This is a genomic window from Erythrobacter rubeus (assembly GCF_014705715.1).
GTDB lineage: Bacteria > Pseudomonadota > Alphaproteobacteria > Sphingomonadales > Sphingomonadaceae > Erythrobacter > Erythrobacter rubeus.
In genome coordinates this window covers 1,784,339-1,810,669 of sequence record NZ_JACXLC010000001.1, presented here as the reverse complement: position 1 = coordinate 1,810,669, position 26,331 = coordinate 1,784,339, and the positions used below count along the sequence as shown (strand labels likewise).

Below are 26,331 nucleotides of genomic sequence, written 5' to 3'. Positions count from 1 at the left end.
TTGCCCTAAGCGCCGCCCATGCTGAACGCGATTCTCCTGAGCCTTGCCGGATTGGTCGGCCTTGCCATTGGCGGTGAGCTGCTGGTGCGCGGTGCCGTGGGCATTGCCCAGAAACTCGGCGTCTCCACGCTTTTTACCGGCCTCGTCATCGTCGGCTTTGCGACCTCGATGCCCGAAATGGTCGCAAGCGTCCAAGCCGCTCTCGCCGGATCGCCCGAGATCGCGTGGGGCAATATCGTCGGCTCGAACCTAGCGAACACGCTCCTTATCCTGGGTGTTTCCGCGCTGGTGATGCCGATCGTGTTGACCGGGACGGGACGACGTGATGCGGTCTTCGCTCTTGGAGCGACGCTGCTGCTGTGGGCGCTCGTATGGTCGCAGCTCGGCGCGCGGTGGATCGGGATCGCGCTGCTTGGCGGCATTCTCGGCTATATCGTCTGGCGCTACCGTCACCCCGGTGCCGCTCAGATAGAGGAGGAGGACGAGGATGGCCCCTCCAACGCTGTGATCGCGGTCGTGCTGTTTGTGGCCGGCCTCGGCATTCTGGTGGTGGGAGGCAATGCGCTCGTCACCGGCGCGATTTCGCTTGCGACGATTTTCCGCGTTCCTGAAACGGTAATCGGTCTGACGGTGGTCGCTGTCGGCACATCCCTGCCGGAACTTGCCGCTTCGATCGCAGCGGCTTTGCGCGGAAAGCCGGGCCTCGCCCTCGGCAATGTGGTGGGCTCCAACATCTACAACATCCTGCTGATCGGGGGGGCGACCATGAGCATTGCGCCTTTCGCCTTGCCGATCGAGCTGGTCGGCCTGCAGATGGCGCTCCTCACGGGAAGCGCGGTGCTGCTTCTCGCGCTGCTGTGGCGCGGAAAACAGATCGGACGTCTGCTCGGCGCGGCGCTGGTCGCGGCGTTTGCCGCCAACGTCGTGCTCGTTTTCAATTAATCGCGCGGACCGAGTCTTCCCGACCACACCCCTTCATATCGAGTCCCGGATTAACGAGAGGACTCAACATCTTGTGCTGGTCACCTTTCGTTCCGTGTCAAAGGCTGCGCGTTTTACGGCGCATTAACCATAACCCTTCAGAATCTTCGCTTGACGCAGAGTGGGGATGGACTCACCCTGTGGATAACTCTGGGTCCGGCGTGTGGAGAAAGATGTCGTGGGCGTGATCGAAACAGCGAAGGTGCAGGCGAAACGCGCGTCGAAAGCATCGAAAAGGCTTGGTGCGGAAGAAATCCGCGCGCTTCTGCCGATCGGGCAAATTCTCACCGGCGACTGCGTCGAGGCGATGCGATCATTGCCCGACAATTCGATCGACTGCGTGTTCGCCGATCCGCCCTATAACCTCCAGCTTGGCGGTGACCTCAACCGGCCGGACGGCAGCGAAGTCGATGCGGTCACCGATCACTGGGATCAGTTCGACAGTTTCCGTGTCTATGACGAATTCACGCGCGACTGGCTGACCGAGGCCCGCCGCGTCCTAAAACCCGATGGCGCGCTGTGGGTCATCGGCAGCTATCACAATATCTTTCGCGTCGGGGCGATCCTGCAGGATCTGGGCTTTTGGATTTTGAACGACGTCGTCTGGCGGAAGACCAATCCGATGCCGAATTTCAAGGGCACGCGCTTCACCAACGCGCACGAAACTCTGATCTGGGCGAGCCAGGGGGAAAAGGCGCGCTACCATTTCAATTACCGCGCGATGAAAACACTCAACGACGAATTGCAGATGCGCAGCGACTGGGTGTTGCCGATCTGCTCCGGCGGAGAGCGGCTGAAAGAGGATGGGAAAAAGGCGCACCCCACCCAAAAACCCGAAGCGCTGCTGTACCGCGTCCTGCTAGCCACCACCGAAAAAGGCGATGTGGTGCTCGATCCGTTCTTCGGAACCGGGACAACCGGCGCCGTTGCCAAGCGCTTGGGCCGCGACTGGATCGGCTGCGAGCGCGAGGAATTCTATCGCGGCGTCGCCATGAAACGGATCGAGAAAGAACTCCCGCTCGATGAGAGCGCGCTTGAAACCATGCAATCGAAGAAGACCGCACCACGTGTTGCTTTCGGAACGCTGGTCGAGAACGGGCTCATCCCGCCGGGCACCAAGGTGTTCGACAAGAAACGCCGCTGGATTGCGCTGGTGCGCGCGGATGGCTCGCTCGAATATCAGGGCAAGACCGGATCCATTCATGGCCTGGGCAAGGACTTGCAGGACGCACCCAGCTGCAATGGCTGGACGTTCTGGCACTACGAGGTCGAAGGACCCGCCGGGAAAGACGTAAAACCGATCGATGCGGCGCGTCAGATTCATCTGCTTGCGTCCGAAGACGGATAAGCGCGCTTTCGGTCCATCGTTTATAAGTTTCAAGCGCAACATTCTGTCGTGAGACGGAAACAGTTGGTCGCAAGTGCCTGAAACCTGACGCAATTCTCCTCGTTCCTCGTTCGGGCAAGCGCAACTCCCCCAGCGTTTGCGTTCAGAAATGAATGAGGAAGAAATGACCAAAGTATTCTCACGTAGCTTACTCCCCGCAGCGGCCATTGCGTTTTTTGCGGCGCCAACGGCAGCACTGGCCGATGGTCCTTATATCGGCGTCAGCGGCGGTGTAGCTCTGCCCGAAGACAGCACGAATTCGGGCGAATTCGACGTCGATGTCCCGGCGACCGACGATTTCGGCGCGATTCCCGCCGGCACCGAGCTGGGCTGGGAAACCGAGTTCGACACCGGTTTCGCTATCAGCGGTCAGGCTGGTTATGCATTCGACAATGGCTTCCGCCTCGAACTGGAAGCGGCGTATTCAGAATATGACGTCGACACACACAGCGGTCTGACCGTGGGCGGCGCAAATATCGACGGCGCAGACGTTGCGATCCTGACCCGCGGTGTGCCCGATGCTGCGAACCCGACTGTCGGCACGGTGATTGCCGACGGGCAGGGCGATGTCTCCAATTTCGGTGTGTTCGGCAATGTCTATTACGACATCAATACGGGCAGCGCGTTCAAGCCGTATATCGGCGCCGGGATCGGTTATCAGTGGGTCGATGTCGATTTCAGCCCGTCGGGCGTGGCTATCGCCGACGATGATGACAGCGCGTTCTCCTATCAGCTGATGGCAGGCGCGAGTTTTGAAGTATCACCAGGCTTCGACGTCTTCGGCCAATACACCTATCGTGACACCACCGAGGATGCGGAAATTCCGCTTACCCTGCTGCCCGCAACGCTGGATGTGGAATCCTCGCAGTCGATCCTTTCGCTCGGCGTGCGTTTCCAGCTTGGTCAGTAAGCAAGCCGGGATTTTATCCAAAAGCACAAAGGGCCGCGCAGCGATGCGCGGCCCTTTTTCGTGCGGCGTCTGCCGATGCCTGTTTGTGGCTGTTCAAAGCTTGGGCGCTCGAGCTGTCCTACTTCGCGGTCAGGCGCTATCGATATGCGCATGACGAACAGCCGCCTCTATCGACACTCCGCCAGCCCGCTAAATAGGCTCGCGAACTCCCCGAAAAATACTGCGCCAGGACCGTGTAACATGCGGTCCATGTTACGGTGTATCCCATGAGCGATACGGGCGACGCGCGGGTCTACCTCCACCCGATCGGCTTCGCCAGCGGGCCACAGGCAGAGGATGGTGCGGCGATCCGGCTGGCAGGCTCGATGGTCTATGCGAGCCGCTTCGCCCTTGTGGTGCGCGAAGGCGGGGCACCGGTGCAGCGGGTCCTGTTCGGCGCGCGCGAGTTCGAAAGCGCACTAGATGGGCTGGACACCGCTCTTGCCCAGGAAGCGCGGAGGCAATGGGCCAACCTGCAGAAGGTGCACGCGCCGTGGCAAGCCGGAGAGCGGACGATACGCTTCGACCAGCCGCAGGTGATGGGCGTGCTGAACGTGACGCCTGACAGCTTCTTCGATGGCGGCGAGTTCCTCGAACGTCCCGATGCCGGACAAGCCCATGCCGCCGCCATGCTGGAGGCGGGAGCGGCCGTAATCGACATCGGGGGCGAGAGCACGCGGCCCGGCGCTGCGGCGACGTGGGAGGGGGACGAGAAGGATCGCGTGCTCCCTGCAATCGAATACTGCGCGGCCATGGGCGCCGCGATCAGCGTGGATACACGGCGCGCAGGTGTGCTTGAGGCAGCGTTGAAGGCTGGGGCGCACATCGCCAATGACGTATCGGCGCTGCGCTACGACCCTCGCTCCGCGGAGCTGGCGGCGAACAGCGGATGCCCGGTCATCCTGATGCACGCACCGGGCAGCGGCGACGATCTGCATGAGGGCGGCGAGTACCGCGATGTGGTCAGCGAGGTGTTCGACTTCCTGAAGGCCGCTCGCGACCGAGCCGTTGTCGGCGGGGTCGCCGAAGACCGCATCATGCTCGATCCCGGTATCGGCTTCGGCAAGAGCCTGGCGGACAACCTGGCTTTGCTGAACGCCTTGCCGCTGTTCCACGCGCTGGGTTCACCCTTGCTGCTCGGTGTCAGCCGGAAACGGATGATCGGCGCGCTTTCGCATGAAGAGGAAGCGCATGACCGGCTCGGCGGATCGCTCGCGCTGGCGATGCGGGGCATGGATGCGGGCGTGCACATGCTGCGGGTTCACGATGTGAAGGAAACGGTGCAGGCCCGCAATGTCTGGCGCGGTCTGCGCGATGCGGCGCTTACCGATTTCGCCCAATTGCCAATGGATTGACGGCAGCTGCGAAAGAAAACGAAAGCGGTGTAACCGAACGGAGAAAGGCGGCGAACGGGGGGTATCCATAACGGTAACACAAGGGCCGCCTTCCGATGACCAAGACACTCGCTCCCCGCACCATTGCGTTGGCGCTCACACTTCCCGCGGCGGCCTTCGCCACCTCTGCTGCGGCACAGTCATCGGATTTCGAGCCGGAAGGCGGGTTCTATGTGTCCGTTCAGGCCGGTGTATCCTCACCTACCGATGAAACTTTCGATGGAATACAGGATCCGGTCGCAGGATCGCCCGGCGTCGCAGGCGCCCCGGCTCAGGTCGAGGTCGAATACGACGAAGGCTTCAATGGAACGGCGGCAATCGGCTACCGCTTGCCGCGGCGCGTTTTCGGCCTCTTGCAGCCGAGCATCGAGCTGGAATACGCCTATTCCGAAGCGGACGTGAGCGGCGGCAGCTTCAATGGCGGCATCCAGAGGTTCGATGGCGATGTCGAGGTGCACACCGTATCGATCAATTACCAGACGGACTTTCGCTGGGCGGAAGATCAGCGCTTCATCCCTTTCATCGGCGGCGGCATCGGAATTGCTGATGTCGATCACAACGCTGCCTATTTCCCCGCCAACGGGATCGCGACCGCGCCCACTTTCGCCGTGACTGGCGGCGACACCGGCTTGTCGCTCCAAAGCAATATCGGCATCCAGTATGTCCTCACCGATAATATCGAGCTGCAAACCCGCGTCCGTTATCAGCGTATCACGGGGCTCGATTTCGAGCGGCGCTTCGTCGCCGGAGGAGCCGATCTCTTTAATGCCGATCTCGATGGCCGGTTCGAAACCGTGAACGTGCTTGCCGGCGTGCGCTATCGCTTTTGACGCCGGCGCACTTCCGTCATCAAGAAGGAGAGTTGGGCGAAAGTCGCGATAGCGTAATGGTTTGATCCCATGGGATGTGCAATCAGACCCGCAGCACAACCTAGGGGGGACTCGCCCATGCGCCGACTTTCGCTTTTCGCTCTTACAACTGCCGCCGCGGCCCTGGCTGCAGGGCCAGCCACTGCCGACCAGCATGATGCACAGGTTCCGCTTAGCGCAGAGGAACTCCTCCAGCCCTATTACGAGAAGCTTCAGCAGCAAATCGAACTGCCGGTCGCACCGCCGAATGCCGGGATTGCGCCGGAAACGGTCATCACCCGCCTCGCCTTCGGGAGCTGCAATCATCAGTCCCGCTCGCAGCATATGTGGGCGCAAATCGCCGCGACAAATCCTGAGCTGTTCCTCTTCATCGGGGATAACAATTACGGTGATCAGGGCTGGGATGGCGATGCTGCGCTGACGACTTTACGCCAAGCTTATCAGACACAGGCACAGACGCCCGAACTGACTGCGTTTCGCTCGCAAATCCCGATGATGATCACCTGGGACGATCACGATTTCGGGTTCAACGATGGCGGGGCAAGTTTCACCTACCGCGATTGGTCCGAGACGATTTTCGAGACGTTCTGGGGAGCATCCGACGAAGTGAAATCGCGTCCAGGCATCTATGAAAGCCGTACATTCGGCACCGATGGCAGGCTCACGCAGGTGATCATGCTGGACACGCGTTTCTTCCGCTCCGACCTGGCAATGATGGAATACACGCCGGAGCGCCCGCCGCTCGGTCCCTATGTGCCGAGCGAAGACGCTGCCAAGACGATGCTCGGCGGAGCGCAGTGGGAGTGGCTTGAACAGGAGCTTGCCAAACCTGCAGACCTGCGCGTGATCGTGTCCTCCATTCAGGTCATCACCGACGCGCACAATTACGAAAGCTGGGAGGCGCTCCCGCTGGAACGCGCGAAGCTGTACGAGTTACTGGCCGCACGAGAAGACAGCGGCATGGTGCTGCTATCGGGCGACCGTCATGCAGGCGGCATCTACTCCGACACACCCGAGGCAGCAGACGGAGAGCAAATCTGGGAGCTGACCAGCTCATCGCTTAATTACTCCTTCTCCTCGACCGAGCGGAACACCGCGCGCGAACCCGATCCCAAGCGGCTTACCGATTTCATCTCGGAAGAAAACTTCGGACTTGTCGAAATCGACTGGGATGCGCGCACCTTCACCACGAGCCTGCGCGGAAGCGAAGGCGAGGTTCGGGTGACGCGCACCATCAGCTTTTGATCCTCGCTAGCCGGGAGATGCTGCACTCCCGGCTAGCAGCCCGCCATCCAGCGTAAGCTCTGCGCCGGTCATGTACGCGCTGTCATCGCTTGCGAGGAACACGCAGGTGGCAGCGACCTCCTCCACAGTGCCGAAACGTTTCAGCGGCGTGTCCGCCACCAACGCCGCCATGTTCGCCTCCCGCTCCGGGCCATCTCCGAGCATTGGCTCCCACATGGGCGTAAGAATGGCTGCGGGGTGCACCGAATTGCAGCGGATCGACCATCCCTGCTGCGCGGCGTAGAGGGCGACGGACTTGCTGTGATTGCGGATCGCCGCTTTGCTCGCCGCGTACGCGGCCGCTCCGGGGATGCCCACCAGGCCCGAGCGGGAGGACATGTTTATGATCGAGCCGGTGCCTTTCGCCTTCATCGCCCGCAGTGCATACCGACAGCCGAGAAACGTTCCATCGGTGTTGACTGCATGAACAGCATGCCAGTCCTCAAGCGAGGCATTCTCGGGATCGTGCGGACGCGGTCCGTCTTCGAAGCCAGTGATGCCGGCATTGTTGACGAGCACGTCGATGGCAGGAAACTCGGCTTCGAATTTGGCCCAATCGCCTTCGCTACGCACGTCGAGCTCGCGGAATGTACAGCCGAGAGCCTTCGCTGCGGCTTCGCCCTGTTCGCGGTCGATATCGGTGAGGATGACATCGGCGCCTTCGGCGACGAACGACTTGCAGATGGCCTCGCCGATGCCGCGCGCAGCACCAGTGACGACGCAGCGCGCCTGTGACAATTTAGACATGAGGATACCTCGAAATTCAGGTTGGATAACGGACTCGTGAAGGTCCGGAGCTGGGATATGTCCGCCTTAACGGTCGCTCTTGGTCACCTGACTTGCTCCTCGAATTGACTTTCGGCTCCTTAGGTCAGTCCGAAAATCCGATCAAGCGGCGTTGTCGATTCCTAGGTCGGAGAGCTTGCGGTAAAGGGTCGAGCGACCGATGCCGAGACGGCGGGCAACCTCGGTCATGCGTCCCCGGTAGTGCCCGATGGCGAGGCGAATGACATCGGCCTCTATTTCCTCGAGCGGGCGCAGATTGCCGTCTTCGGTGTACAGCATCACGCCCATCCCATCGTGCGAGCTCGCAAGCGGATCGCTTTCGATGTCGCCAAGCATTTCGGACAGCTGCGGGAAGCTGTCTTCGGTCAGCGTGTTGCCTTCGCAATAGACCGCTGCGCGGAACAGCACGGATTGTAGTTGGCGGACATTGCCCGGCCATTCATATGCGGCGAGCAATGCGAGCGCGCTGTCGGACACCGAAAGGTGTTTAAGGCCGGGTTGCTCGCCGATGCGGCCGAGGAAATGACGGGTCAGAGCGGCTATATCCCCGGTGCGTTCGCGTAGAGGCGGCAGCACTATGCGCGTGCCGGAAAGCTTCGCTGCAAGTGCGGCGTCGAAATGACCCGCGTCCACCAGAGCGGACAGCGTGATGTTGCTTGCGACAAGCAAGCGGACATCGACGCGGAAACCATGCGCGGCGCCAATAGGCCGAACGATGCCGCTCTCGAGCGCTTCGGCGAGGCGGTTCTGAACGTCGGGCGTCAATCGGTCGACTTCGTCCAGCACAAGCGTTCCGCCGTCGCATTGCTGCAATGCACCGATTTGCCGATCGAATGCGCCGGGAAAGGCGTTGGGCTCATGCCCGAACAGCACCGATTCCATCGAATTGGGCGTTACGCTCGCAGCATTTATGAAGCGCAGCGTTTCCTTCGCCCGCGGGCTGGCTGCGTGCATGGCGCGCATCAGCATTTCCTTGCCCGTGCCGCTTTCGCCTTCGATCAGCGCATGGCCGTGACCGCGTGCAGCCTTCGCCGCTTGGGCAAGCGCGGTGCGGAATTTCGGCGCAGTGCCGATCATCGCATCGAAATCGAGTGTCGCGGACATCTTCTCAGTCAGCGGGGCGAGTTCATCCTGGGGCGCTTCGCGCGTAGTCACACTCCGCAGCGCTTCCATCAGACGGTCGGGAGAAACGGGTTTGACGAGGTAATCGCTTGCGCCCGCGCGCATCGCCTCGACCGCGAGCAGCGGAGAAGCACTGGTCGTCAGCATGAGGATCGGAAGGGTGGGGCGGCGGCGCTTCAGTTCTTCGATCAAGGCGCAGGCATCATCGCCGGGCACCCATTGATCGAGCAGAATGGCGGATAATTGCATCCCATCGCGGGTGCCCAGCATGGCGATCGCGGATTCGCCGTCGGCGGCCACGACCGTGCGCCAGCCATCGCGCGCGGCGATAGCCGATATCAACCTGCTTTGCGCAGGCTCATCGTCGATCAGCATCACGAGACGCGTATCGGCCACCGCAACCGGCGGGTTTTCGAGGTGCGAATCGCTATCCGACATAGGTTGAGCCGCGAATCCTCCACACTCCCCGGAAACCGTCCCGGGGTGAAACGTGGGGTAGGATTACGGGCTTGAGGTAAAGACCGAATTAAGGCTGACGCGGCGCGGACGGGATTTTATCCGATTTTTGCGTCGACCCCTCTCATCCCGCCTCTCTCGGCAGAGCGGACTTGAGTGCAGCGGCACTCCGCGATACGGGCAATATCCAGCAGGCATCGGCACCTTTTGCCGATTTCGACGTTAAGCATCCAAGGGGATACCAGAGCCATGGCTTCGCACGATATGGACAAGGCACGCCAGACTTACAGCGGCTTTATGAGCACGCTGAAATGGGCTGTTCCGGTCATCGCGATCATAACACTTTTCGTAATTACGCTTATCGCTGATTGAAGGCAGACACCGCCACGTGAAAATTGCTGTCCTTAAAGAGCGCGCCGCAGGCGAAACGCGCGTTGCCGCTACGCCTGAAACGGTCAAGAAATTCATTGCGCTAGGCAATGATTTCGCAGTGGAAACCGGCGCCGGGGGCGGCGCATCGATCCCGGACGATGCCTATGCGGAAGCCGGCGCGACCATCGGCGATGCGGCGACGTGCGTGAAGGATGCCGACATCGTGCTCGGTATCCGGGCTCCGGAGACGGCCGTGCTCGAAGGGGCGAAATCGGGCGCCCGGGTGGCGGCTTTGTTCGATCCGTTCACCAATGGCGATCTGGTCGACGCCTATGCCAAGGCGGGGCTGGAGGCCTTGTCGATGGAATTCATGCCGCGCATCACCCGGGCGCAGAGCATGGACGTGCTGTCGAGCCAATCGAACCTCTCAGGATACAAGGCGGTCCTCACCGCTGCCGACACTTTCGGCCGGGCATTTCCGATGATGATGACCGCGGCGGGAACGGTGAAAGCGGCAAAATGCTTCGTCATGGGTGTCGGCGTGGCGGGCCTTCAGGCGATCGCCACGGCCAAGCGGCTCGGCGCTCAGGTTTCCGCAACCGATGTCCGTTCCGCCACCAAAGAGCAGATCGAAAGCCTCGGTGCAAAAGCGATTTTCGTCGAGGATGTCGAGGGGATCGAAGGGGAAGGTTCGGGCGGCTACGCCACCGAGATGAGCGAAGAGTACAAGGCCGCTCAGGCAAAGCTCGTCTCCGAGCATATCGCCAAGCAGGATATCGTGATCACCACCGCGCTCATTCCCGGCCGCGCAGCACCTCGTCTGATCACGGACGAACAGATCGCGACCATGCAACCAGGCAGCGTGATATACGACCTCGCGGTTGCGCAGGGCGGGAACGTGGAGGGCTCCGTGCCTGACGATATGGTCGTGCGGCACGGCGTCACGATCATCGGCTATGCCAACACACCCGCGCACCTCGCCGCCGACGCATCGGCGCTGTTTGCGCGCAACCACTTCAACTTCCTTTCGGCCTTTTGGGACAAGGCGACGGGCAAGCCCGAACTCGACGAAGAGATCGGCGATGCGATCCGTCTGACGAAAGGCGGGTCGGTTGTGAACGAGCGGCTGAAGGGGGCCTGATCCATGGACTTCATCTCGATCCTATCGATCTTCGTGCTGGCGTGTTTCGTCGGATATTACGTGGTCTGGTCGGTCACGCCCGCGCTTCACACGCCGCTGATGGCGGTGACCAATGCGATTTCCTCCGTCATCATCGTCGGCGCGCTGATTGCGGCGGCTGAGGCGGGCAGCCCGACAGCCAAGTATCTGGGGCTGGCAGGTGTTGTGCTCGCCAGCATCAACATCTTCGGCGGTTTCGCAGTGACCGAGCGGATGCTGGCCATGTACAAGAAAAAGGAGAAGTAAAAGATGACCTTCTCCGTCCTTGCAGGCGCAGCAGACGCCGCCGCGACCCCCGCATGGGTTCCTCTCGCCTATCTCGTCTCGGGCGTGTTCTTCATCCTTGCGCTGCGCGGACTATCGAGCCCTGCCACCTCACGCGCTGGCAACCGCAACGGCATCATCGGCATGCTGATCGCGGTGGCGACGACGCTGGTGACGCATGACATCGCTAACATTGTCGAAATCGGTATTGCGATCGCTATCGGCGGCCTGATCGGGTTTACCATCGCCCGCCGCATTGCCATGACGGCTATGCCGGAACTGGTGGCCGGATTTCACTCGCTGGTCGGTTTGGCTGCCGTGCTCGTCGGTTGGGCAGCGTATCTCAATCCGGGCGCCTTCGGCCTGCTGGTCGACGGCGCGATCTCGCCTGTCAGCAAGGTCGAAATGGGTCTTGGCATCGCCATCGGTGCCATCACCTTCTCAGGATCCGTCATCGCCTTTGCCAAGCTTTCGGGCAAGATGAGCGGCTCTCCCATCCTCTTGCCAGGACGCCACATCATCAATCTGGGCACGCTGGCGGCGATCATCGTGCTGACCGGGCTGTTCGCGGCGGCGACCGGTCCTGCGGCGACATTGCCTTTCATCGTCGCCGTGACGGTGCTCGCCTTCGCCATCGGATCCCTGCTGATCATCCCAATCGGCGGAGCGGACATGCCGGTCGTCGTGTCGATGCTGAACAGCTATTCCGGCTGGGCGGCGGCAGCGATGGGCTTCACGCTCGGCAACACCGCGATGATTATTACTGGGGCGCTTGTCGGTTCATCGGGCGCGATCCTGTCTTACATCATGTGCCGCGCGATGAATCGCAGCTTCATCAGCGTGATCGCCGGCGGATTCGGCGCGGACGATAGCGGCGGAAGCGGGGAGCCTCGCGAGCAGCGCCCTTACAAGCAGGGCAGCGCCGAAGACGCAGCCTACATGCTGGAGCAGGCCGAGAAGGTCATCATCATCCCGGGTTACGGCATGGCGGTAGCGCAGGCCCAGCATGCATTGCGTGAGATGAGCGATGTGCTTGAGGAGAACGGAACCGAAGTTAAGTTTGCGATCCATCCGGTGGCCGGGCGCATGCCGGGTCACATGAACGTTCTGCTGGCAGAGGCCAGCGTCGATTACGACAAGGTTTTCGAGCTTGAGGACATCAACTCCGAATTCGCTCAGGCGGATGTCGCCTTCATCATCGGGGCGAACGATGTGGTGAACCCGGCAGCGAAGACCGACAAATCCTCGCCGATCTACGGAATGCCGGTGTTCGATGTCGACAAGGCCAAGCAGGTCTTCTTCATCAAGAGGTCGATGGGCGGAGTCGGATATGCCGGGGTCGACAACGATGTGTTCTACATGGACCAAACCGTCATGCTGCTCTCGGATGCGAAAAAGATGGTCGAGGAAATCGTCAAAGCGCTCGATTAGGGTTCGCAAGTCATGCGCAACATTGTCATTCTGCTGGTCGTGTTCCTGATCGGCATCGGCGCGTGGTTTCTGCTGCGCGATGGTGGTTTGATCGAGCAGGTGACGGAAACCCGTGTGGAAGAAGCTCTGCTCGCCAACCAAGTACCTGCGCCCATGGCGGCATGCATGGCACCGCGCCTGGTCGATCGCCTAAGCATCGATCAATTACGCAAGCTTGAACGCGCTGCGCCGCAGGATGGTGAGAACACCATCCCGCTATCGACGGGCGAGGCGATGGCAAGGCTCAGGCGGGTCGATGACCGCGAAGCGCTCGAAGCCGTGGTTACGGTTGCGGGCGGGTGCGGCTTTGAGCTCCTTTTGCAAGGCCGCTAAAACTCTCCGCTGGCCGCGGGCCTCCGCGTATTCTCAAGGCCGAGCGCTCTTGCATTCCCGGTGGCTTGCGGCAGAATGGCTTCGGGATAGGGAGACATTCATGTTCAGATTGACGATTGCCGCTTTGGCGCTGTGCGGCACGGCGCCTGTATTCGCCGAAACCCACACCGTGTCGCCGGGCGAAGGCGCACAGGAACGTTTGCAAGAGGCGCTGATCCTGGCGGAGCCGGGCGACGAGATCGTTCTGGAGGCAGGCCGGTATGAACTCACCGATGGCCTCAGCCTCGATATCGATGGAGTGATCGTCAGGGGATCGGGAATGGAAGATACCATTCTCGACTTCACGCAGCAGGCCGGTTCGGGCGAGGGGCTGCTGGTGACGAGCGACAACGTCACCCTGCGCGATTTTGCGATGGAAAATCCCAAAGGCGATGGGATCAAGTCGAAAGGCGCGGACAACATCGTCTACACCCAGATCAAGGTAACCTGGACCAACGGCCCCGATCCATCGAACGGTGCCTATGCGATCTACCCGGTCGAGAGCACCGGAGTGCTTGTCGACGGTGTCATCGTGTCGGGCGCGTCGGATGCGGGCATTTATGTCGGGCAATCGAGCAAGATCACGGTGCGCAATTCGATCGCGGAGAACAATGTCGCCGGGATCGAGATCGAAAACAGCCGGGACGCTCTGGTCGAGCATAACATCGCGAGGCTCAACACCGGTGGGATCCTTGTCTTCGACCTGCCCGGCCTTCCCGTGATGGGCGGCGGAAATGTCGTCGTTCGAGAAAACCTCGTCGCAGGCAATACGACGCCGAACTTCGCGCCTCCGGGCAATATCGTCGCCGGGGTAAAGCGCGGTACCGGGATTATGGTGATGGCCAATGAGAACGTCATGGTGACGCGGAACGTCGTGAGCGAGAACCCCACCGCCGCTTTCATGGTGGTGGCTTACACGCAGGCTTTCGATGACGAGCGCTACAATCCGTATCCGCGCAATGTCGTGATTGGCGAAAACGTGGCGGACGATGTTGGTGATGAGCCGGACTTCGAGGGCGGTGAGCAGCTCGTTCAAGCGTTTGGGGGATCGCTTCCCCCTCTGCTGTGGGATGGCTTGTCCGATTCCGACGGAATGCCGGCGGTTGCGGTGACCGATGGGACCGCGGGGTGGACCCTGGGCCTGACCGAGCAGGGGCAGGGCATCGAAAGTGCTCAGCCCGCTCCGTTCCAGGCGCCCGATGCCGGGATCGAATGGGATATGAGCAGCGTGGGCGCGCCGGCGGAGCTTGAAGAGCGCCTGTAATGCGGGGGTCGGGGCTTCTTCTGGTTGCAGCTGCGGCGCTGGCCGGGGCGGTGGTCGCCGAAGCGCGGCTTGTCGCGCCGACCGTTTCCGACGCGGCGATCCAGCAAGATGGCTATCCGCGCACGCTGGAGGAATTCGGGTTTTTCATTCACGCAGACGCGCAGATTCCCACCCTTGGCGTAGTCCCCTACGAACTCAACACGCCGCTGTTCTCCGACGGGGCCGACAAACTTCGCTTCGTGTATGTACCCGATGGCACCGCGATCGAGCCTGACGGCGAAGGGCTGCTGCAATTCCCGGTCGGAAGCGCGATCATAAAAACGTTCGCTTTCGGGGAAGGAGACGAGCGTCAGCTCATCGAGACCCGCGTCCTGCTGCACCGCGCGGACGGCTGGCTTGCGCTGCCCTATCGCTGGAATGAGGAGCAGACCGAGGCGCGCCTTGCGCTGGCGGGCGCGCGCGTGCCCATTACTACGCCGGTTGGCGAGGAAATCAGCTACCGCATTCCCAACAAGAACCAGTGCAAAGCGTGCCATAGCAAGGATGGCGAAGTCATTCCAATCGGTCCGAAAGCGCGAAATCTCTCTGCTGAATGGCTCTCCGATATGGTCGGCGCAGGTCACTTGGCCGCTGTCCCGCAGGGCGCCGATATCCTTCCTGATTGGGATGAACGTGCTGAGGGGAACACCGCAAGCCTCGCCCGTGCCTATCTCGACGTGAATTGCGCGCATTGCCATCAACCCGGCGGGGGAGCGTCCAATTCAGGGCTCGACCTTCGTTGGGAGCAGGATGATCTCTACGCTCTGGGTGTGTGGAAGCCTCCAGTGGCGGCCGGACGGGGTGCAGGCGGGCATGCGATTTCGATCGCTCCGGGCGATCCTGATGCGTCGATCCTGGTCTACCGGATGAATTCTGCAGAGCCTGGCATTGCCATGCCCGAACTCGGCAGATCAATCATCGATCCCGATGGCGTCGAAGTCGTAAGCCGGTGGATCGATCAAATGGACGGGGCAGAAATCACACAATGAAATGGCCGCTTCGGGTAGTTCTGGCGCTGATCGCGCTGGTCGTAATCGCATTCTTCATCTTCAGAACCCCCGATACCGACCTCGTGGAAATGCGGGCGAAATACGGGAACGCCCCATCTCAGTTCGTGCAGATCGGGGATGGCGTCATTGCGCATGTCCGCGATGAGGGGCCGCGCGATGCCCCCGCTATCGTCCTTCTGCATGGCTCGAATTCGGACCTGCGGACATGGGATGAATGGGCTGACGGACTAAAGCAGGAATACCGTGTCGTCCGCTTCGATCAGGTCGGGCATGGCCTCACCGGTGCGGATCCGAACGATGATTACAGCAGAGCCAATTTTACCGACGATATCCGGGCGTTAACATCGGCGCTCGGGCTCGATCGCTTTATCATCGGCGGCAACTCTATGGGCGGTAAGCACGCGCTTGCCTTCGCCGCTGCCTATCCTGAGAAGGTTGGCGGGCTCATCCTCGTCGACGCGAGCGGTGGCCCTGTCATGCGTCGCGATGATGAGGAAGACAGCGGCAATATCGGGTTTACCATTGCCCGCACCCCAATCCTTAACAGTGTCGCAGAGCAGATTACGCCGCGCAGCCTGATCCAGCAGTCGCTCGAACAATCGGTCGCCGATCCGGCAGTCGTTACCGAGTCAATGGTCAATCGTTATTGGGAACTGCTGCGCTATCCCGGCAACCGCCGCGCGACGATGCGGCGTTTCGCGACGGAATACGACCCACTGGCGGAGGGCGAAATCGCCGGGATTACCGCGCCGACGCTGATCCTGTGGGGCACCGAAGACCGCCTGATCCCGGTCGAAGCGGGTGAATGGCTCGATCGAACAATGCCCAACAGCCGGCTCATCACCTACCCGAACATCGGTCACCTTCCGCAGAAAGAGGCTCCAGAGGCGACCTTGGCGGATGTCCGTGAATGGCTGGCCGCTGTCACCGCCACGGGCGATGAGGAACCGACCGAGAATTAACCTCGTGATATGGACGCAGGATCAAGTTTGGCGTTAGATCGTTCTATCGCTTCTGATCCAATTCAAGGAACTGAATTTGCGCAAACTGGGACTTATCGGCGGAATGAGCTGGGTGTCGACAGGCATCTATTACGAGCGGATCAACAGGCTCGTGCAAAAGCGCTCTGCGCCGATGGCCAGCGCGCCGCTGCTGATCGAAAGCCTTGACTTTTGCGAGCTTTACGGCCTGCAGGATGACAAAGACTGGAAACGCGCCGCAGGCGTTCTTGGCCGCAGCGCCAAACGTCTCGAAGACGCTGGCGCGAAAGCGCTGATCATCGGCGCAAATTCGATGCACAAGCTCTACGACGAAGTCGCGGCGCAGGTCGATATACCGATCCTGCACATCGCCGAGCACGTAGGTCTCGCGCTGAAGGCAGCCGGTCACAAGAACGCAGCGCTTCTCGGCACTCGCAATGTGATGACGGAAAGCTTTTACCGGAAGCGATTGGTGTCACATGGAATTGATCTTCTGCCGCCTAACATGAAAAACGTCGAGACGCTGAACCGCATCATTTACGATGAGCTGATGGTGGGGAAAGTCACCAGGGACGCCGAGCGTCAACTAAGAACGATCATCACTACCAAGGCGCAGGATGGAGCCGATTCCATCGTGCTTGCCTGCACCGAGCTTGATTTAATCGTCGACGTCGACGCGAATGTCTTGCCCGTCTTCGATTCCACGCGGATCCATTGCCAGGCTGCAGCAGATTGGATTCTCGAGCAGGAGCTGGTGGACTAGCGGGCGCTTCATCGCTTTCAAGCCACGGTCCGGCTCAGCATCGCCTAACACTGGATGCAATGTGCATCACCCGCGCCTAGGCGCAGTGTTGAGTTTGTCATGATAGCACAACATGCAAATTCTGGGTCCTCGGGTCGCCTGAGGTCCTCGGGACCGCTCTTCACCCCCCAATACACCCGGAGAGCGGTCCCGCTCCTTCCAACGACAATTCAGTGCGGCGTCGGCGAACCGGTTGCTGTCCACGGCAATCATTTGAGGTTGCCGTTCTGTTCCCGTTGAGCCGTTGCCCGCGCTGACCTAATCGCTGATGCGTGATGACCCGCGCTCCATATGCTGCCGACCCTGCGCAAACACGCGGGCGCGAGTTCGACGTTGCTCGCCGCGTGGGCGAAGCTGGATCGGGAACTCAAGCCAGAGCGGAGTCAAGGGGGCCGCGGAGCGAGTTTCAGCGAGACCGGGACCGCATCATCCATTCGATGAGCTTCAGGCGTCTCAAATCGAAAACACAGGTGTTCATCGCGCCGGACGGAGATCACTATCGCACTCGGTTGACGCACAGCCTCGAAGTTGCCCAGATCGGACGCGTTCTCGCGCGCGCGCTTGCGCTGGACGAAGACCTTACAGAAGGGCTTTGCCTCGCGCATGATCTTGGTCACCCACCTTTCGGTCACGCCGGGGAGGATGCGCTGTCGGAGGCGATGAGCCGATACGGCGGTTTCTGCCATAACGCACAGGCGCTGCGTACGGTCATGCGGATCGAAAGCCCGTATCCTTCGCACGACGGGCTCAATCTGACTTGGGATTTGCTTGAAGGGCTGGCCAAACACAACGGGCCGGTCGAAGCTCCAAACTGGGCGCTTGCCGAGCTTGATGGTGCTTTCCCGCTGGATCTGCGAACTTGGCCGTCTTTGGAGGCGCAAATTGCTGCCGTTTCCGATGATATCGCCTACGATAACCACGATATCGACGACGGGTTGCGGGCGGGGTTCCTTGGCCTCGACGACCTCATGGAGCTCGACTTTCTGGCCGAACAATGGCGCGCTGTAGAAAGACGTTTTCCGAATGCGCCGCGCGACCGACTGCTTCGCGAACTTGTTCGCGATCAGATCGGAATAATGGTGAACGATGTCATCGAGCACACGCGCGAGCAGGCTGAAGGGATGGGCTCGGTGGACGACGTCAGGAATGCAGGCCGCCAGATCGGTGGTTTTTCGCCGCACATGGCCGAGCAAGAGCGGGCGTTGAAACGCTTCATGTATCGGAAACTCTATTATCATCCCGAGCAGGTCGAAGCCGCGCAGCGCGCTCGCGATGTAATTGCGCGGTTGTTCGCTGCGTATTCGCAGGATGAGCGGCTGATACCTGAAGATTGGCAAGCGCGTCTTCCAAACGGTGAACCTCAGCGTTCTCGCATGATTGCCGATTTCATCGCCGGAATGAGCGACAGTTTTGCAATGCAAGCCTGTGCTAGGATATACGGCGAACAACCGCAGGGATTGAGCAATGTCTAACCTCAGGAGCGCCCGGCAAGCGGACAGGACAATGGGCCGCAAGGCACCGGAGCGGATTGGTATGGTCGGCGCGACCGGTCTGATCGGTCGGCGCGTCATCGAGATTTCCAGCGAGACCGATCAGGTCCGGATCGTAGGCATTGCCCGCCGCGAAATCACCCTGCCGGACGGCGCACGGATGGAGATGTTCGTTGCGGATCCCGCAAAATGGGGCGAGGTGTTCGAGGCTATTAAGCCGCGCTCGTTCATCTGCGCGCTCGGCACGACGTGGAAAAAGGCTGGCCGCGACGAGGAAGCGTTTCGTGCGGTCGATCAGGACCTGATCTTGCAAACGGCCGAGGCTGCGCGCGAAGCCGGCGTGCTCAATATGGTCCTCATCAGCGCCGCGGGTGCCAACCCGGGATCCAAGAACCTCTATATGCGGGTTAAGGGCGAGACCGAGCAGCTCGTTTCGAAAGTCGGTTTCAAACGGCTCGATATCCTGCGTCCGGGCTTGCTGCGCGGATCGCGCGAGAACGATTTCCGCTTTGCCGAGAAGGCTGCGATGACTGTCGCGCCATTGGTCGAACCCATGCTTCCGGCGAAATACGGAATGTATCATTCGGTGAAGTCCGATCTGGTCGCAGAGGCGGCGCTCGGCCTCGCCATGCGCCGCGCGCAGGGGCGCTTCACACATGATCTCGATGCCATGAAACGTGCTGCGCGAGAATGGCGCGCCAAGGTCGAGAAGGACCGGGAGCCCGAGGAGTGATGGATTGGGGACTGGTCTTCAGCGCCGTCAATGTCATCGCACTTATCGCTTGGGTCTTCCTCATAGCGTTTCCACGCTGGCCTGCCTTGCTTTCCGCTGTGCTCTACATGGGCGTCGGGCTGCTGTGCCTCATTTACGCTGCCACGCTGATCGCAGTGCTTTCAGGCGTCCTGCCCGCGGGTGAGGGAGGGGCGGACTTCACTTCGATCGAGGGCGTGCGATCGATCTTTGCGAGCGATGTCGGCGTGACAATTGGCTGGACGCATTACCTCGCATTCGATCTGTTTGTCGGTCTGTGGATCGCGCGCGACGCGGACGCGAAATTCTTTTCACGCTTACTACAGGCTCCCATCCTGTTGGCGACCTTCATGGCGGGACCGCTCGGCCTGTTTGTCTGGTTGTTGATCCGTGAACGGCGGGCACGTGCAAGGGGCAGGTTTCAGTAGCGTAAAGCGCTGGACCGCTGCCGCTTGTTTGCCCTAGACTTCCCCGTAAATAACTATTGGGGAGAGATCAGAGCCATGGAGCAGAATGCTCATCACAGCCATGTCACGTTCGACGAAATTTTGAATTTCTGGGCGAAGGAGCGCCCCGATGCGACCGCGTTCGAGCAGGATGGGCGGATCACGACCTACGCGCAGACCGATGATCTGACGCGGCGCCTCATCACTCTGCTCAAGGATCGCGGCATTGCGAAGGGCGACCGGATTGCATGGCTCGGCAAAAACCACGATTTCTATTTTCTGCTCTACCTGGCAGCGGCCCGGATGGGCGCGGTGATGGTGCCGATCGGCTGGCGGCTCGCTCCGCGTGAAATCGCCTACATCCTCGGCGATACCGGCGCCAAACTGCTGTTCTGCGGCGATGAGTTCGTCGAAACCGCGCAAAACGTGTCGCAGGATGTTCCGGCAAAGCCGCAGGTGATCGAGGCCGAAGCGGCACGGCGCGCAGCATCGGAGCTGCCACATGCGAGCTATGAGGCGCCAGCGGTCGATGATCCCATCCTGCAGCTCTATACATCCGGCACGACTGGCAACCCAAAGGGGGCTCTCCTGTCCAATGGCAACCTGCTCGGCCTGCGTAATCCGGGAAATGAGGCAGGTCTGGAGTGGAACTTCTATGAGGATGGCGATTGCATGCTGATCGCCATGCCATGCGCGCATATCGGCGGGACCGGCCTCATGAACATCGCCGTAGCCAACGGTATCCGCAGCGAAGTTCAGGCCGAATTTACGCCCGTCGGGGTGCTCGAAGCGATCGAGAACGGGGCGACCCACATGTTCATCGTGCCTGCCGCTTTGCAAATGGTGGTCCAGCATCCTCGAGCTGCCGATACGGATTTCTCGAACCTCAAATACCTGATGTATGGCGCAGCGCCGATGCCGCTCGAATTGCTGAAGCAGGCAGTCAAGACGATGCCGACGGCGAAATTCCTGCAAGCGTATGGGATGACGGAAACTAGCGGTACGATTTCTCTCCTGCCGCCCGATGATCATAGCCTGGAAGGCAATGAGCGCATGCGCTCGGCTGGCAAGGCTGTGCCCGGCGTCGAGATCGAGGTGAGGGACAGCGATAACAACGAGATCCCTCGCGGAGAGATCGGTGAGGTCTGCATCAAGTCCCCGTCCAACACCGCCGGGTATTGGAAGCTACCCGAAGCCACAGCGAGCACGATCGATGACGATGGCTGGCTGCATACAGGCGATGCCGGGATCATGGACGATGATGACTACGTCTATATCCAGGACCGTATCAAGGACATGATCATTTCGGGCGGCGAAAATGTCTATCCAGCGGAGGTCGAGAACGCGATCTTCGGCCACCCCGCTATCGCAGAGGTCGCCGTGATTGGTGTGCCTTCCGAAAAATGGGGCGAAGAGGTGAAGGCTTGCGTGGTTTGTAAGGCCGGTGAGGAAGTCGACGAGGGTGAAATCATCGCTTACACCCGCGAGCGGATTGCTGCCTTCAAAGCTCCCAAGAGCGTTGATGTGATACCGGAGATGCCTCGCAATGCTTCAGGCAAAATCCTGCGCCGTCAACTGCGCGATCCCTATTGGCAGGGACAGGATCGCCAGGTCGGCTAGATGTGAAAAAGCACGCGCCCGCCACTGAGCGAAATCGAGAGGTCATCGCCGAGGTGCTGGCGAAGGAATTGCCCACTTCCGGCGTTGTTCTGGAGATCGCCAGCGGATCAGGCGAGCACGCGGTGTATTTCGCGCGTCGTTTTCCGAAGCTTGCCTGGCAACCAAGCGATCACGAGGCCGAAGCGCTGGCTTCAATCATCGCTTGGGAGGAAGATCACGGTGCGCCGAATTTGCGCCTACCCACCATTATTGACGCTGCCGATCCTGATAGCTGGGAAGTGCATGAGGCCGACGCGGTGCTGTGCAGCAACATGGTCCACATCAGCCCGTGGTCAGCGACAACCGGCATGTTCGACGGCGCTTCCCGCATCCTGAGCGGCGAGGGCGCGCCGATTATCTTGTACGGCCCGTACTTCGAAAGCGGTGTGGAACCAGCGCAGTCGAACATCGATTTCGACCTCAGCCTGAAGTCGCGCGATGAGCGTTGGGGCATCCGTAAAGTGAGCGATATCGATGCCCTGGCGGAGAAGTACGGCTTTGCCCGTACAGCACGGCACGAGATGCCGGCGAACAATCTGACGCTGGTTTATCGTCGCGGCTGAATACCCGCGCGATCAGTCGATGGCTTCTTCGCCCGCACGGCCGACGGACGATATATCTTCGCCCAAACCCTGGACAGTGTTGCATCCGGCGACGGCTGCCAGGATTGCTGTAATAGTGAGCGCGCGTGCGATCCGATTTTTCATCTGTGAGAAGCCTATCAGTGCCAAAGGGCTATGATCGCTCGGATCTTGTGAATGTGCAATGAAAAAGGGGCCAACCGCCATATCGCGGCTGACCCCGTTTTTCGATTGGCACTACGCAATTCAGTCGATGGCTTCTTCGCCTGCCCGGCCGACCGAGCTGATGTCTTCACCAGCGCCTTGCACGGTGTTGCAGGCCGCCGCGGTGAGGGTCATCGTACCGAGCGCAATCGCGATAATGGTCTTGCGGATCATGAGTAGCTCCTTGATTTATGACGCCGCTTCAATGATCGGCGAGGCTTTCCGGTTCCCTGCCATCGTCCGCTAGTGCGTTTATTCGGGCCAGCTGACGTTCGCGCCACGCAATCAGCACACCTGCACCAATGATGAGAGGTGCGCCGACCCAGAGATTCGCGCCGGGTGCCTGATCGAAGACACTCCAACCGTACCAGGTCGCCCAGAGTAGCGAGGTGTAATCCATTAAGAGGATTACGGCAGCCGAGCCAAACCTAAGCGAAGTGGTGAGCAATATCTGCGCGAGCGCGCCGCACAGCGCGACTGAAATGATGATCGCCCAGGTAATCGGATCGTGCGGCGCGATCACGAAGGGGACCGCGAGAGCCGATATCGGAGCGGTAATGGCGGTGAACCAGAAGACGATACTCCAAGGACTTTCAGTCTTGTTAAGATCCTGAATCTGGAAACTGATCAACGCCACAAGTGCGGCTGCGATCAGACCGACTGCCGCGCCGAAGGGGTCCACCAGATCGCTTCCTCCGCCTAGAAAGCTCGGTTCAGTGATGAGCAGCACGCCTGCAAAGCCCAACACGACTGCGCCCCAGCGATAACGCCCTACGGTCTCGCCAAAAAAGAGCACCGAGATAAGAACTGCAAAGAACGGCGCGGTGAAACTGATCGCGGTCGCCTCCGGCAGAGGCAGCAGCATCACAGCGCCGTATACGAAGAACATGCCGGTAAGCCCATATGCCGCGCGGCGAGCGTGGGCGCCGAACCGATTGGTTTTCACTGTCGCCAACCTGCCCCACGTTGCGAGCAATCCGGCGACGCAGATCAGCGTGATCGCCTGACGCCAGAACACCAGCTCTGCCAGATGGACGCCACGCGTGCCGGCCAGTTTTACCAGCATCGCCATAGTTGCCAGCGTCGCTGCAGTGGCGAGCCTGACGCCTAGCGCGAGGAGGGGGCGAGGGCGGGCGACAGATCCATCCATTGACCGGGCGCTGTAGGCAGCTTGCGATATTGCGCAAGCGCTTCGAGCGATTACATCGCCAGACTGTGACGGATTTCCTGACTCAACTTGCTTTCGCCAGCGACGCCGTTTTGCTGGCCTCGACGGGAGGACTTTTCTGGGTCCTGGCGGGTTTCTGCGCGTTCATGGAGCGCCGACGCAGCAAGGCGCGCTCGGTCGATCGGCTTGAGCGGGTCGGTTTTATGCCCTGGACCACCTTGTTTGTTCTGTGCGCGATTATTGGCGGCGGGATGCTCGCAATGAGCCTCCCGGTGGTTCTCGGGAATCTGTAGCAAGGTGAGCGCACGCTGAAAGGCGCGCGCGCTTCAGATCACAAGCACGCTTCCAGATACGCTTGGTCGAACCCGTACTGACGCGCTTTTTCAAGCGTGTAGGGTCGGAGGCCAGAAGCACGGAATTCGCCGAGGATCTTGCCATCTTCGCTCTCGTCGAGATATTCGAACTTGAACAGGTTCTGGGTGACGATCACGTCGCCTTCCATCCCGATCACCTCGGTAATGTCGGTCGTGCGACGCGAACCGTCGCGAAGGCGCTTTACCTGAACGATCAGATCGACCGATTCCGCGATCTGGCGGCTGATGGCTTCCTTTGGGATCTTGATGTCGCCCATCAGGATCATGTTTTCCATACGGCCAAGGCATTCGCGCGGGCTGTTGGCGTGAAGCGTACACATGGACCCGTCGTGGCCGGTGTTCATGGCGGCGAGAAGGTCGAAACATTCCGCGCCGCGAATCTCACCCAGGATGATGCGGTCAGGACGCATACGCAGCGCGTTCTTCACAAGGTCACCGATCGTAATTGCGCCTTGCCCTTCAAGGTTCGGCGGACGCGTTTCCAGCGGAAGCCAGTGCGGCTGTTGCAGACGAAGTTCGGCCGCGTCCTCGATGGTCAGCACGCGCTCACCCGGGTCGATCATTTTAGAAAGGGCGTTGAGCATGGTCGTTTTACCCGAGCCCGTACCGCCAGAGATGACGATGTTCATCCGGCATGCGCCCGCGATCTTGAGCGCGGTACACATCTTCTCGCTCATCGAACCGAATTCCTTGAGCATGTCGAGGGTGATCGGTTTTTCGGAGAACTTACGAATTGATATGGCGGTGCCGCGCAGTGAGAGCGGCGGGACGATGACGTTAACGCGCGAACCGTCTTTCAAGCGGGCGTCGGCCAGCGGCGTAGTCTGGTCGACGCGGCGGCCAACCTGGTTCACGATGCGCTGGGCAATCTGGAACAGGTGCTGTTCGTCGCGGAACCGGATCGGTGCGATGGTCAGCTTACCCTTTTTCTCGATGTAGGTCTGGTCGGGACCGTTGACCATGATATCGGAGACGTCCGGGTCGTTCAGCAGCTCTTCGAGCGGACCGAAGCCCAGCAGCTCGTCGATCAGAACCTTTTCGAGGGCGAATTGCTCTCGGCGGTTGAGTGTGACCTTAAGCTCAGCCAGCACTTCCATGATAATCGGTCGGAATTCTTCCGACAGCTCTTCCTTGGACAGCGTCGCGGCGGCTTCCGGGTCGACGCGCTCAAGCAGGCGTGGGAGTACCTGTTCCTTGATCTTGTGAACGCTGGCTTCGAACCCACCCTGTTCTTCAGGCGTGTGAGTTGCATTCATGCGTTCGGCGAGGCGATCCATCGCCTCCGCTGAGCTTTGCGATTTCGAATTGGCTGGCGGGGGGGCAGCAGATTCAGCCTTTTCCCCTTCCTCAGGGAGAGGTGGGAACTGCTCGCCGCCTTTCGCGTCATCGCTAGCAGGTTTGCCGGTCTTCATGGGCCGTGCGACGCCGAATGCCGGGCGTCCGCCCGCTTTCGCACCACCTGCACCGCCTTTTTTACCGAATGCGCTCATTCCAAGCCCCCGAGGCCACTTACTTTATAAAACAGCGCTTGCCCGCATCACGGCGAACAGCGCCTCTCGAAGTTTGGTGAATAATTCGGAAACCTTATTTTTTTCCTAAACTCCCGACCTTCGTATCGCGTCGACCCACACCTTCGGAGGTTCCTTGATTTATTACGCCCGCTTTCGCTTGCGTTTGGACGAAGCGGGGTCCACGGCGCCACCATGTACGGCCAGCTCAACATCCGATCATGACCCATGAGGAACGTATCGGTTTGGCGTATGCTGCTGCGGGATTTGCTATCCTAGCCGTGGGCGATGGTGTGGTGAAAAGCATGGCGGGAGAATGGCCGCCATTTGCAGTGGCTGCCTTGCGGTTTTCTATGGGAGCGGCGGTGCTTTCGGTGCTGCTCCTGCGAACCGAAGGCGTAAGGGCATTCGTCCCGCGTAGCCCCTGGCTTCAGGTAGCGCGCGGAGTCTGCCTCGCTCTCGCTTCGGTGTGTTTCTTTTCGGCGATCTATATCATGCCGCTCGCCGAAGCCTTGGCGATTGGCTTCCTCTCCCCCGTACTTACCCAGGTCCTGTCTGGTCCACTGCTTGGTGAAAGAGTCAAGCCGTCTGTGCATCTGGTATCGTTGCTGGCGCTCACAGGTGTTGCGATCATCCTCCGCCCTAATCTGGCGGAATTGGGCTGGAGCGCGTTGTTGCCGCTCGTGTCGGCGATCTTCTTCGCATTGCTGATGATCACGAACCGCGCGAGCGCGGGGCAGGGTAGCGCGCTCTCGATGCAGGTCTTCATGGCAGCGATCTGCGCGCCCATTCTCATACTCCTGAGCCTCGGACTAAAGCTTTCAGGAATCGATCAGCTGGATTTCGGCTGGCCAAGCTGGGATGTGGTCGCTCGCTGCACCATCGTCGCTTTTACCGCCACCAGTGCCCACTGGCTCGCCTATATCGGCACATCGAAGGCGGGAGCCTCGCAGGTTGCGCCGGCCATTTATATTCAGATGCTCATCGCAATCTTGCTCGGTTGGTGGTGGTTTGGCGACAGACCTGATCTGCTGACGCTTTTCGGGGCAGGATTGATCATTTTGGCTGGACTATTCCTGTGGAGGGATGGACTGCGAGACAGTTCGGGTTCAGGGAATTTGTCGTTCAGGAGATAGCGGCTAGGAACGCTCCCAAATCCAGGGCTTTAT

Annotated in this window: 28 protein-coding genes; 22 read left to right on the top strand and 6 right to left on the bottom strand. The window is 60.4% G+C overall.

Annotated features, from left to right (window positions below; genetic code table 11):
- Positions 1-18 precede the first annotated feature (18 nt).
- From IB285_RS08965 to IB285_RS08940, 6 genes are all read left to right on the top strand, one after another.
- A complete protein-coding gene (locus IB285_RS08965) occupies positions 19-942 on the top strand; it encodes a calcium/sodium antiporter (protein ID WP_190787847.1) in 924 nt (307 codons plus the stop codon).
- Positions 943-1,183: 241 nt separating this feature from the next.
- The gene (locus IB285_RS08960) at positions 1,184-2,329 is read left to right on the top strand and encodes a site-specific DNA-methyltransferase (RefSeq protein WP_328705907.1); all 1,146 of its coding nucleotides are present in this window, start codon (positions 1,184-1,186) and stop codon (positions 2,327-2,329) included.
- A 163-nt stretch (positions 2,330-2,492) separates the two neighbouring features.
- Positions 2,493-3,278 (top strand): outer membrane protein, encoded by a 786-nt coding sequence (locus IB285_RS08955; protein WP_190787846.1) that lies wholly within the window; start codon positions 2,493-2,495, stop codon positions 3,276-3,278.
- Positions 3,279-3,544: 266 nt separating this feature from the next.
- A complete protein-coding gene (gene folP, locus IB285_RS08950) occupies positions 3,545-4,672 on the top strand; it encodes a dihydropteroate synthase (protein ID WP_190787845.1) in 1,128 nt (375 codons plus the stop codon).
- Between the two features lie 95 nt (positions 4,673-4,767).
- Positions 4,768-5,541, top strand: coding sequence for an outer membrane beta-barrel protein (locus tag IB285_RS08945; protein ID WP_190787844.1), 774 nt, complete (start codon positions 4,768-4,770; stop codon positions 5,539-5,541).
- A gap of 117 nt (positions 5,542-5,658) precedes the next feature.
- Positions 5,659-6,825: an alkaline phosphatase D family protein gene (locus tag IB285_RS08940; protein ID WP_190787843.1), complete on the top strand. Its 1,167-nt coding sequence runs from the start codon at positions 5,659-5,661 to the stop codon at positions 6,823-6,825.
- 6 nt (positions 6,826-6,831) lie between these two features.
- Here IB285_RS08940 and IB285_RS08935 read toward each other — a convergent pair whose 3' ends face one another.
- Together IB285_RS08935 and IB285_RS08930 are read right to left on the bottom strand one after the other, a co-directional pair.
- Positions 6,832-7,611: an SDR family NAD(P)-dependent oxidoreductase gene (locus IB285_RS08935; protein WP_190787842.1), complete on the bottom strand. Its 780-nt coding sequence runs from the start codon at positions 7,609-7,611 to the stop codon at positions 6,832-6,834.
- A gap of 141 nt (positions 7,612-7,752) precedes the next feature.
- Complete coding sequence (locus tag IB285_RS08930) at positions 7,753-9,210, bottom strand: sigma-54-dependent transcriptional regulator (RefSeq protein WP_190787841.1); 1,458 nt, start codon at positions 9,208-9,210, stop codon at positions 7,753-7,755.
- Between the two features lie 267 nt (positions 9,211-9,477).
- Between IB285_RS08930 and IB285_RS15095 the strand changes: the two genes are divergently transcribed.
- From IB285_RS15095 to IB285_RS08865, 14 genes are all read left to right on the top strand, one after another.
- Complete coding sequence (locus tag IB285_RS15095; RefSeq protein WP_268888705.1) at positions 9,478-9,600, top strand: hypothetical protein; 123 nt, start codon at positions 9,478-9,480, stop codon at positions 9,598-9,600.
- 16 nt (positions 9,601-9,616) lie between these two features.
- The gene (locus IB285_RS08925; RefSeq protein WP_190787840.1) at positions 9,617-10,741 is read left to right on the top strand and encodes an NAD(P) transhydrogenase subunit alpha; all 1,125 of its coding nucleotides are present in this window, start codon (positions 9,617-9,619) and stop codon (positions 10,739-10,741) included.
- Positions 10,742-10,744: 3 nt separating this feature from the next.
- On the top strand, positions 10,745-11,026 hold the full coding sequence (locus IB285_RS08920) for an NAD(P) transhydrogenase subunit alpha (protein ID WP_190787839.1): 282 nt from the start codon (positions 10,745-10,747) through the stop codon (positions 11,024-11,026).
- Positions 11,027-11,029: 3 nt separating this feature from the next.
- On the top strand, positions 11,030-12,475 hold the full coding sequence (locus tag IB285_RS08915; protein ID WP_190787838.1) for an NAD(P)(+) transhydrogenase (Re/Si-specific) subunit beta: 1,446 nt from the start codon (positions 11,030-11,032) through the stop codon (positions 12,473-12,475).
- 12 nt (positions 12,476-12,487) lie between these two features.
- Positions 12,488-12,847 (top strand): hypothetical protein, encoded by a 360-nt coding sequence (locus tag IB285_RS08910; protein ID WP_190787837.1) that lies wholly within the window; start codon positions 12,488-12,490, stop codon positions 12,845-12,847.
- Between the two features lie 100 nt (positions 12,848-12,947).
- Positions 12,948-14,150, top strand: a complete 1,203-nt coding sequence (locus IB285_RS08905; RefSeq protein ID WP_190787836.1) for a parallel beta-helix domain-containing protein — start codon at positions 12,948-12,950, stop codon at positions 14,148-14,150.
- Positions 14,150-15,178, top strand: coding sequence for an SO2930 family diheme c-type cytochrome (locus tag IB285_RS08900; protein WP_190787835.1), 1,029 nt, complete (start codon positions 14,150-14,152; stop codon positions 15,176-15,178). Before IB285_RS08905 ends, IB285_RS08900 begins: the two co-directional genes overlap by 1 nt.
- On the top strand, positions 15,175-16,161 hold the full coding sequence (locus IB285_RS08895; RefSeq protein WP_190787834.1) for an alpha/beta fold hydrolase: 987 nt from the start codon (positions 15,175-15,177) through the stop codon (positions 16,159-16,161). Before IB285_RS08900 ends, IB285_RS08895 begins: the two co-directional genes overlap by 4 nt.
- 76 nt (positions 16,162-16,237) lie before the next feature.
- A complete protein-coding gene (locus IB285_RS08890; protein WP_190787833.1) occupies positions 16,238-16,942 on the top strand; it encodes an aspartate/glutamate racemase family protein in 705 nt (234 codons plus the stop codon).
- A gap of 314 nt (positions 16,943-17,256) precedes the next feature.
- Entirely contained in the window at positions 17,257-18,453 is a 1,197-nt protein-coding gene (locus IB285_RS08885; protein WP_190787832.1) for a deoxyguanosinetriphosphate triphosphohydrolase, read from the top strand.
- The gene (locus IB285_RS08880; protein WP_234033101.1) at positions 18,446-19,204 is read left to right on the top strand and encodes an NAD(P)H-binding protein; all 759 of its coding nucleotides are present in this window, start codon (positions 18,446-18,448) and stop codon (positions 19,202-19,204) included. The genes IB285_RS08885 and IB285_RS08880 overlap by 8 nt, the downstream gene beginning before the upstream one ends.
- Positions 19,204-19,650, top strand: a complete 447-nt coding sequence (locus IB285_RS08875) for an ABA4-like family protein (protein WP_190787831.1) — start codon at positions 19,204-19,206, stop codon at positions 19,648-19,650. The genes IB285_RS08880 and IB285_RS08875 overlap by 1 nt, the downstream gene beginning before the upstream one ends.
- A gap of 75 nt (positions 19,651-19,725) precedes the next feature.
- A complete protein-coding gene (locus IB285_RS08870) occupies positions 19,726-21,288 on the top strand; it encodes a long-chain-fatty-acid--CoA ligase (RefSeq protein WP_190787830.1) in 1,563 nt (520 codons plus the stop codon).
- Positions 21,289-21,290: 2 nt separating this feature from the next.
- Complete coding sequence (locus IB285_RS08865; RefSeq protein ID WP_190787829.1) at positions 21,291-21,890, top strand: DUF938 domain-containing protein; 600 nt, start codon at positions 21,291-21,293, stop codon at positions 21,888-21,890.
- A gap of 12 nt (positions 21,891-21,902) precedes the next feature.
- On the opposite strand, the gene IB285_RS08860 is transcribed toward IB285_RS08865, so the two are convergent.
- The 3 genes from IB285_RS08860 to IB285_RS08850 form a co-directional block, all read right to left on the bottom strand.
- Positions 21,903-22,034 carry an entericidin A/B family lipoprotein gene (locus IB285_RS08860; protein WP_190787828.1) on the bottom strand — a complete coding sequence of 44 codons (132 nt, stop codon included), beginning with the start codon at positions 22,032-22,034 and terminating at the stop codon, positions 21,903-21,905.
- A gap of 120 nt (positions 22,035-22,154) precedes the next feature.
- On the bottom strand, positions 22,155-22,286 hold the full coding sequence (locus IB285_RS08855; protein WP_190787827.1) for an entericidin A/B family lipoprotein: 132 nt from the start codon (positions 22,284-22,286) through the stop codon (positions 22,155-22,157).
- Positions 22,287-22,314: 28 nt separating this feature from the next.
- Positions 22,315-23,262, bottom strand: a complete 948-nt coding sequence (locus IB285_RS08850) for a DMT family transporter (protein ID WP_190787826.1) — start codon at positions 23,260-23,262, stop codon at positions 22,315-22,317.
- A gap of 65 nt (positions 23,263-23,327) precedes the next feature.
- On the opposite strand from IB285_RS08850, the gene IB285_RS08845 reads away from it, so the two are divergent.
- Positions 23,328-23,573, top strand: a complete 246-nt coding sequence (locus IB285_RS08845; RefSeq protein WP_190787825.1) for a hypothetical protein — start codon at positions 23,328-23,330, stop codon at positions 23,571-23,573.
- Positions 23,574-23,611: 38 nt separating this feature from the next.
- Here IB285_RS08845 and IB285_RS08840 read toward each other — a convergent pair whose 3' ends face one another.
- Entirely contained in the window at positions 23,612-25,144 is a 1,533-nt protein-coding gene (locus IB285_RS08840) for a CpaF family protein (RefSeq protein WP_190787824.1), read from the bottom strand.
- A 239-nt stretch (positions 25,145-25,383) separates the two neighbouring features.
- On the opposite strand from IB285_RS08840, the gene IB285_RS08835 reads away from it, so the two are divergent.
- A complete protein-coding gene (locus tag IB285_RS08835) occupies positions 25,384-26,298 on the top strand; it encodes a DMT family transporter (protein WP_190787823.1) in 915 nt (304 codons plus the stop codon).
- Positions 26,299-26,331: the final 33 nt, after the last annotated feature.